Annotated in this window: 9 protein-coding genes; 7 read left to right on the top strand and 2 right to left on the bottom strand. The window is 70.0% G+C overall.

Translation table 11 applies throughout. The features are described from left to right. From ACWEVN_RS44290 to ACWEVN_RS44275, 4 genes are all read left to right on the top strand, one after another. On the top strand, positions 1–777 hold a 777-nt coding region (locus ACWEVN_RS44290), incomplete at its 5' end, for a Rossmann-like and DUF2520 domain-containing protein (RefSeq protein ID WP_452055282.1). Next, positions 774–1,679, top strand: a complete 906-nt coding sequence (gene panC, locus ACWEVN_RS44285; RefSeq protein ID WP_449688103.1) for a pantoate--beta-alanine ligase — start codon at positions 774–776, stop codon at positions 1,677–1,679. The genes ACWEVN_RS44290 and panC, both read left to right, overlap by 4 nt. A gap of 9 nt (positions 1,680–1,688) precedes the next feature. Continuing rightward, on the top strand, positions 1,689–2,186 hold the full coding sequence (panD, locus tag ACWEVN_RS44280) for an aspartate 1-decarboxylase (RefSeq protein WP_449688104.1): 498 nt from the start codon (positions 1,689–1,691) through the stop codon (positions 2,184–2,186). Between the two features lie 5 nt (positions 2,187–2,191). Then, the gene (locus ACWEVN_RS44275) at positions 2,192–2,968 is read left to right on the top strand and encodes a type III pantothenate kinase (RefSeq protein WP_449680293.1); all 777 of its coding nucleotides are present in this window, start codon (positions 2,192–2,194) and stop codon (positions 2,966–2,968) included. Positions 2,969–2,974: 6 nt separating this feature from the next. Here the strand turns inward: ACWEVN_RS44275 and ACWEVN_RS44270 are convergent, their stop codons facing one another. After that, positions 2,975–3,727 (bottom strand): methyltransferase domain-containing protein, encoded by a 753-nt coding sequence (locus tag ACWEVN_RS44270; RefSeq protein WP_449688105.1) that lies wholly within the window; start codon positions 3,725–3,727, stop codon positions 2,975–2,977. A gap of 77 nt (positions 3,728–3,804) precedes the next feature. On the opposite strand from ACWEVN_RS44270, the gene lysS reads away from it, so the two are divergent. Together lysS and ACWEVN_RS44260 are read left to right on the top strand one after the other, a co-directional pair. Then, the gene (gene lysS / locus ACWEVN_RS44265) at positions 3,805–5,316 is read left to right on the top strand and encodes a lysine--tRNA ligase (protein ID WP_310969046.1); all 1,512 of its coding nucleotides are present in this window, start codon (positions 3,805–3,807) and stop codon (positions 5,314–5,316) included. Positions 5,317–5,461: 145 nt separating this feature from the next. Further along, the gene (locus ACWEVN_RS44260; RefSeq protein WP_020641935.1) at positions 5,462–5,812 is read left to right on the top strand and encodes a histone-like nucleoid-structuring protein Lsr2; all 351 of its coding nucleotides are present in this window, start codon (positions 5,462–5,464) and stop codon (positions 5,810–5,812) included. Positions 5,813–5,942: 130 nt separating this feature from the next. Here ACWEVN_RS44260 and ACWEVN_RS44255 read toward each other — a convergent pair whose 3' ends face one another. Next, a complete protein-coding gene (locus ACWEVN_RS44255) occupies positions 5,943–6,803 on the bottom strand; it encodes an AraC family transcriptional regulator (protein WP_452055283.1) in 861 nt (286 codons plus the stop codon). A 34-nt stretch (positions 6,804–6,837) separates the two neighbouring features. Between ACWEVN_RS44255 and ACWEVN_RS44250 the strand changes: the two genes are divergently transcribed. Then, complete coding sequence (locus tag ACWEVN_RS44250) at positions 6,838–7,407, top strand: TIGR03086 family metal-binding protein (RefSeq protein WP_452055281.1); 570 nt, start codon at positions 6,838–6,840, stop codon at positions 7,405–7,407. Positions 7,408–7,751: the final 344 nt, after the last annotated feature.

The following is a 7,751-nucleotide window of genomic DNA, read 5'->3' as shown; positions in this document are numbered from 1 at the left end:
CCCGCCGGCCTGCTCGCCCTCCCCGGCGTGCCCCTCGTACCGCCCGACGAAACCGTCCGCCGGGCGGACCTGGTGCTGCTCGCCCTGCCCGACGACGCGCTCGCCGGGATGGTCCGCGGGCTCGTCGCCACCGAGTCGCTGCGGCCCGGCCAGATCGTCGTGCACACCTCCGGAGCGCACGGCATCGACGTCCTGGCCCCCGCGGCCGAGGCCGGCGCCCTGCCGCTCGCCCTGCACCCGGTGATGACGTTCACCGGCCGCGAGGAGGACCTCGAACGGCTGGCGGCGTGCAGCATCGGCGTCACGGCGGCCGAAGACGACGAAGCGGCGTGGCACGTCGGCGAGGCGCTGACCGTCGAGATGGGTGCCGAGCCGGTGCGGATCCCCGACTCCGCGCGAGCGCTCTACCACGCTGCGTTGGCGCACGGCGCAAACCACCTGATGACGCTGGTCGCCGACTGCGCGGACCTGTTGCGCCAGGCCGGAATCGGGCATTCCGAACGCCTGGTCGCACCACTGCTCTCGGCGGCATTGGATAATGTGCTGCGACACGGCGACCGCGCCCTCACCGGCCCGGTCGCGCGTGGCGATCTCGGCACCGTCCGCAAGCACCTCGCGGTGCTGGCGGACCGGGCGCCGGACGTGGCGCCGGCCTACCGGGCGCTGGCCAAGCGCACGGTGGCGCGTTCGACGGCGGCCGGGCTGCTGGACACCGCGGCCGCCGAAGACCTCACCGAACTCCTCGACGATCCCGCCGAAGGGCACCAAGACCAGTGACCACACCGAAATTCAGCCGCGGCACGTTGAACGCGTTCGCGTCGCCCGAGCACGTGAGCCAGGTCAGCCGGGCGTTGCACGGCGTCGGCCGCAAGCTGGCGCTCGTGCCGACCATGGGTGCGCTGCACGCCGGGCACCGCGAGCTGATCCGCCGCGCGAAGCGGCTGCCGAACACCGTCGTGGCCACCTCGATCTTCGTGAACCCGCTGCAGTTCGGCGCGGGCGAAGACTTCGAGGCGTACCCGCGGCCGCTGGAGGCCGACCTCGACATCCTGCGCGAGGACGGCATCGAAATCGCGTTCACGCCCAGTGCCGACGCGCTCTACGCCGAAGGTGCCGTGGTGACCGTCCACCCGGGACCGCTCGGCGAAGAACTCGAAGGTGCCGTCCGGCCCGGGCACTTCGCGGGCGTGCTCACCGTCGTGGCGAAGCTGTTCAACCTGCTGCGCCCGGACTACGCCTTCTTCGGCGAGAAGGACTATCAGCAGCTGGTGCTGATCAAGCGGATGGTGCGCGATCTGAACATCGACACGCGCGTCATCGGCGTGCCGACCGTGCGGGAGCGGGACGGGCTCGCCCTGTCGTCGCGCAACGTCTACCTGACGCCTGAGCAGCGCGAAGACGCCATCGTCCTGTCGGCCGCCCTCACCGCGGGGGCGTTCGTCGGCCGGGACGGGGCGGAGGCGGTCCTCGAGACCGCGTGGAAGACCCTCGCCGCGCGGCCCGCGGTCGAGGTGGATTACCTGGAGTTGCGGGGAACCGACCTCGGGCCCGCGCCCGTCGATGGTGAAGCACGACTGTTGATCGCGGCCCGGGTGGGGAGTACCCGGCTGATCGACAACGTTCCGGTGCTGCTCGGCGCTGCCGTCGAGCACCCGGAGCGGCTGGACGCAGGGGAATAGGAGTCCACGATGTACCGCACGATGCTCAAGTCGAAGATCCACCGGGTCACCGTGACCCAGGCCGACCTGCACTACGTCGGTTCGGTGACGGTCGACGAGGACCTGATGGAGGCCGCGGACCTGCTGCCGGGGGAACAGGTGTCCATTGTGGACGTCACCAACGGGGCCCGGCTGGAGACCTACGTCATCAAGGGCGAACGCGGCAGCGGGGTGCTCGGCATCAACGGCGCCGCGGCGCACCTGGTGCACCCGGGTGACCTGGTCATCCTCATCTCGTACGGCCAGATGGACGACGCCGAGGCGGCGACCTACCAGCCGCGCGTGGTGTTCGTCGACGCGGACAACCGGATCGTCCACCGGCACACCGACCCCGGCCACGCGCCGGAAGGGTCCGGGCTGCTGTCCGGCACGGTGACCCTGCCCGCGGACGAGGAGACCGCGATCTTCCCGGTCGCCGAGACGGCGGACGCCCGCCGCCTCGACGCGTTGCTGCACGCGGAAAGCTGACCCGCTTGCTGCTCACCGTCGACGTCGGCAACACGAACATCGTCCTGGGCCTGTGGTCCGGGACCGACCTCGTGGGCGACTGGCGCATGCGCACGGACGCGCGCATCACCGCCGATGAGCTGGCGTTGACGGTCCGCGGGCTGCTCGGCCCGCACGCGGACGCCGTGACCGGGATCAGCGCGTTGTCGACGGTGCCGGCGGTGCTGCGCGAACTGCGCGTGATGCTCGGCCGGTACTACGCCCGGATCCCGAAGATCGTCGTCGAGCCGGGCGTGCGCACGGGCGTGGCGCTGCTGGTGGACAACCCGAAGGAGGTGGGCGCGGACCGGCTGGTGAACACGCTGGCCGCGCACCACCTCCACCGCACGGCGTGCGTGGTGGTCGACTTCGGCACGTCGACCAACGTGGACGCAATCTCGGCCCGCGGCGAGTTCCTCGGCGGCGCGTTCGCCCCGGGAATCGAGATTTCGGTCGACGCGCTGGCGTTGCGCGCGGCGGCGCTGCGGAAGGTCGAACTGGTCCCGCCACGGTCGGTGATCGGCAAGAACACGGTGGAGTGCCTGCAGTCGGGGATCCTCTACGGCTTCGCGGGCCAGGTCGACGGCCTGGTGCGCCGGATCGTCCGCGAACTGTCGCCGGGCGGGACGGAGAAGGTGGCCGTGCTGGCCACGGGCGGCTTGGCCCCGCTGGTGCTGGACGAGTCGGAGACGATCACCGACCACGTCCCGGAGCTGACGCTGCTCGGCCTGCGGCTGGCCTACGAGCGCAACATCCGGCCCTGAACCCCCTCACCGCCGTCGCGCGCGCAAGACCGTGGTGACCAGCGGCAGGTCGAACTCGCCGTGCGCGGTGGCCGGATTGGCGGCCAGGAACTTCCGGAGCCGGCCGAGCAGGGCCGCCGACTCCTCCGGGGCCGAAACGATCACCTTCGAATACGTCGCGATCGTTTCCAGCAGGGTCTCCGCGGTGCGCCGTTGCGTATGGTGAAACCGATCGCTTTCGAATGATTCGAAGGCCGGGTGCGTCACTTCGCGCATATCTTCGATGCTCGCCGGGCGGCGGGCGCCGTCGCGGCCCAGGGTGGTGAACTCGGCGACCCACGGCACGGATTCGTCCTCGTAGTTCCACATCGGCACGCACACGCCGCCCGGGCGCAGCACGCGGCCGATCTCCGCCAGCGCGACCGGCATGTCGAACCAGTGGAACGCCTGGCCGACGAAAACCGCGTCGACGGCGGCGTCGGGCAGCGGGATCCGTTCCGCCTGCCCGGCGAGGGCCGGCACCGACGGCACCGCCCGCTCGAGTTCCGCGCGCATTTCCGGGTCGGGTTCGACCGCGGTGACGTCGAGCCCGAGCGCGGTGAGCCCGAGGGTGAGCTTGCCGGTTCCGGCGCCGAGGTCGAGCACCCGGCGCGGGGTGCCGGCCGCTCCGGAAAGACCCCACTCGATCGCGGCCCGCGGGTAGCCGGGCCGGTGCCGGGCGTACTCGGCGGCCCGGCTGCCGAAGGAAGAAGCGCGCTGACCTCGGGTGGGATCGCTCACGCTGTCCAGGCTAATCGAGAAAAGGTAAAGGTAATCCGGTTGGCGTAGCGGTCCTCCGGGTTCGTACCCTATGGGCCATGACCGAAAACCCCGCTTCCACCAGCGAGCCCGCCGAAGACGAACTGCCCGAGCAGATGCGGGTGCGCCGGGAGAAGCGCGACCGGATCCTCGCGGAGGGTATCGATCCCTACCCGGTGGAGGTACCCCGGACGCACTCGCTCGCCGAGGTGCGCGCCGCGCATTCCGGGCTGCCCGCCGACACCGCCACGGGCGAGCAGGTCGGCATCACCGGCCGGGTGATGTTTCTCCGCAATACGGGCAAACTGTGCTTCGCGAGCCTCCGCGAAGGCGACGGCACCGAGCTGCAGGCGATGATCAGCCTGGCCAAGGTCGGCGAGGATGCGCTGGCGGCCTGGAAGTCCGACGTCGACCTCGGCGACCACGTGTTCGTGCAGGGCGAGGTCATCACGTCCAAGCGCGGCGAGCTTTCGGTGATGGCCGACGCCTGGCGCATCACGTCGAAGGCGCTGCGCCCGCTGCCGAACGCCTTCAAGGACCTGGCCGAGGAGACGCGGGTCCGCCAGCGCTACGTCGACCTCATCATGCGGCCGCGGGCGCGGGACGTCGTGCGCACGCGGGCCGGCGTGGTCCGGTCGCTGCGGGAGTCGTTCCACCGCCGCGGGTTCACCGAGGTCGAGACGCCGATGCTGCAGACGCTGCACGGCGGCGCCACCGCCCGCCCCTTCGTCACGCACTCCAACGCGTTCGACATGGAGCTGTTCCTGCGGATCGCGCCGGAGCTCTACCTCAAGCGCTGCGTCGTCGGCGGCATCGAGAAGGTCTTCGAGATCAACCGCAACTTCCGGAACGAGGGCAGTGACTCGTCGCACTCGCCGGAGTTCGCGATGCTCGAGTACTACGAGGCGTACGCCACCTACGACACGAACGCGGTGATGACGCGGCAGCTGATCCAGGAGGCCGCGCAGTCGGTGCTGGACACGCAGGTCGTCACGCTGCCGGACGGTTCGGAGTACGACCTGTCCGGCGAATGGACCACGCTCGGAATGTACGAGTCGTTGTCCGATTCCCTCGGCGAAGAGGTGACGCCGGAGACGCCGGCCGCCAAACTGCACGGATTCGCGCAGGCCAGGGGCCTGGAAGTGGATCCGAAGCTCGGGCACGGGAAGCTCGTCGAGGAACTGTGGGAACACCTCGTCGGAGATCACCTGCACGCACCGACGTTTGTCCGTGATTTTCCGCTGGAGACGTCGCCATTGACGCGGCAGCACCGCTCGCGGCCCGGCGTGGCCGAGAAGTGGGACCTCTACGTGCGCGGATTCGAACTCGCCACCGGATACTCCGAGCTGGTCGATCCGGTCGTCGAACGGGAACGCCTCACCGAACAGTCGCTGCTGGCCGCGCAGGGCGATAGCGAAGCCATGCGGCTCGACGAGGATTTCCTGCGGGCCCTGGAGTACGGAATGCCGCCGAGCGGTGGCGTCGGAATGGGGATCGACCGGCTCCTCATGGCGCTGACCGGTCTCGGTATCCGGGAGACGATCCTCTTCCCGCTGGTGCGACCCGAATAACCCGGCCGTGTGAGGATAGCGGGCGGTTATGCCAATGAGATTTGCGCTGCACTGCAGAAGCGGGTACTAATGTTCTAGACAAAGTCTTCTGTCCCGGGGCTTGCCCCGTACCAGATCATTGAGTAAGCCCCGCAGGAGGAATCGGATGGCACAGAAGGTGCTCGTCTCGCTGGTCGACGACCTCGACGGCAGTGAGGCGGAAGAGACCGTCGAGTTCGGTTTGGACGGAGTCAGCTACCAGATCGATCTCTCCTCGGAAAACGCCGAGGAGCTGCGGGACGCGCTCGCTCAGTATGTCGAGCACGCGCGTCGTGCGGGCGGTCGCAAGCGCGCTTCGGTCCGTCCGGTCGCGGGTAAGGGTTCGGCTCGTCCGGCCGCCGTCGACCGCGAGCAGAACCAGGCCATCCGGTCGTGGGCGCGCAAGAACGGATACGCGGTTTCCGACCGCGGCCGTATCCCCTCCGAGGTCGTCGAGGCCTACCACAAGAAGAACTGAGGATTGTTCACGCCGCCGTCGCACCGGCCGGCTGCAGGTCGCTGACCAGCAGTTGTGCGTCGGTCTCGGCAGTGGCGTCGACGCGGGGTTTCGGAGAGCCGCCGGGCGAATATTCGCCCGGCGGCTTTCTTCATGTCCGATTGCTGTCCGGTTCCCGTTCGGTGGCACCGCGGGCGGTTCGGGCGTACTCGGCAGGCGACTGGCCGGTCACCGTCCGGAAATCGCGGATGAAGTGGGACTGGTCGCTATAGCCCAGTCGAACCGCCAGACCGGCGTAATCGGGATCTCCTTCTGTGACGAGCCGCTGCGCTGCGTCATTGAGGCGGTATATCCGGATCGCCCACTTGGGCGGGACACCGACGTGTTCGGCGAACACGCGCTGGATGGAGCGGGTGGTTAGTCCAGTATCCGCGCACAGTTGCGCCACCCGGGTAATTCCCGGATCCCGCGCGATTGATTCCACCGCCTCCGCGGCCTCGCGCGCGGCGGGAGACAGCGGCCCGGGATTTGCGATCAGCAAGTTGTCGACCGCACGAGCCATTTGCGCATCTCCGTCGGCGTTCTGCACCGATTCCGCGACCGCCACGGCCGCCGGCCCGAAAACGTCGGTGAGTGGGACGGTGCGATCGGCGATGTCACGTACCGGGCTCCCGAGGAACGCGCGGAAGGTGCCCGGCCGGAATCGCACGCCCAAGCCCTGGACGTGGCCGGTCAAGCGGTGCGAAAAGACGTCGCGGGCCGGGCCGTGGACGCCGGAGGCGCCCGGGAAGAACGTGACGTGCACCGAGAGGTTCGGCAGCACCCGCTGCTCGTAGGGCGGTTTGCCGCGCAGGTCCCACCGCAGGATCCAGTGGTATTCGACGAATTCAGCGAGTTCCGGCGCGGGCGGGTGCCGGGTCAGCGTGAACATCGTGCGCGCGGTGGCCTCGGCCACGATGCCGCGCGGGATCCGGTGCGTCACGGGTTCACGGTAGCTGTCGCGTTCGTTCAAGACGCGGTCTTCGCCGGGAGTTTGGATCACCGGCATGACTGCTGCACTGATGCGCCCGGCCGCGGCCGAGTTCCTCCGGATCGCGACCGAGGTTCGGGACCTCAGCGCCCCGACCCCGTGCGCGGGCTACGACGTCCGCGGGCTCATCAACCACCTCCTGTACTGGGGCCCCTGGCTGATCGCGGCGGGCCGGCGCCTGGACCCACCGGCCCCGCTGACCGGCGAGGTGGAGGCGGCCCTGGTGAAGGACGACTGGCGGGCGGACCTGGAGAAGCAGACGGAGACGCTGGTTTCGGTGTTCGAGGAGCCATCGGCCTGGACGGGGACGACGTCGTTGGGTTCGGCTCCGATGCCGGCATCGGTGGTGGGGTCGATGGTCCTGGGCGAGTTCGTGCTGCACGGCTGGGACCTGGCCCGGGCGAGCGGGGCCGAGTGTGCGTACGCCCCAGAGGCGGCGACGGCGGTGTACGAGTCGGCGGTGGCGATGGGCGACCAGGCGCGCTCGATGGGGGTCTACGGGCCTGAGGTGGCGGTGGGGGCGGGTGCGTCGCCGCTGGAGCGGGCGCTGGGGGCCGCGGGCCGGGATCCGGGCTGGACGGCCTGAGCCGGCCTCCGCTGGTGGCGCTCTTGCCGCCGCTGGGGCGGGTGCCGGGCCTCGCCGGGCTGGAGTTGTCCCCAAGCCGGCCGAGGTGTGGACAACTCAGGCCCGCGGGCGGTGATCGGCGGGTTCTGTCGCCGGCCGCCGATAGACTGGCCAAGGGGACGCCCCCCTGGGAGCGGCGGGGGCTCCGCCGAAGTCGGAGCGCCCTTCAGGCCGGACATTTCACCGGCCCGAACGAGACGCGGACGCCCAAACCGGCACCCCACCCAGACCTGCCCCGCCACCCCGATCCGAAGCCAGCACGCGGACGGTGGTGCCGGGTCAAGGCACGCTTTCCCGCCTTGACG

It is taken from the genome of Amycolatopsis sp. NPDC003861 (assembly GCF_053605405.1).
This window is presented reverse-complemented; position numbering and strand designations above follow the sequence as displayed.

Bases quoted from the DNA above. Each gene is read 5' to 3' on its own strand.
- lysS (WP_310969046.1), top strand. From the start codon at position 3,805: ATGACCGAAAACCCCGCTTCCACCAGCGAGCCCGCCGAAGACGAACTG.
- panD (WP_449688104.1), top strand. From the start codon at position 1,689: ATGTACCGCACGATGCTCAAGTCGAAGATCCACCGGGTCACCGTGACC.
- ACWEVN_RS44260 (WP_020641935.1), top strand. From the start codon at position 5,462: ATGGCACAGAAGGTGCTCGTCTCGCTGGTCGACGACCTCGACGGCAGT.
- ACWEVN_RS44250 (WP_452055281.1), top strand. From the start codon at position 6,838: ATGACTGCTGCACTGATGCGCCCGGCCGCGGCCGAGTTCCTCCGGATC.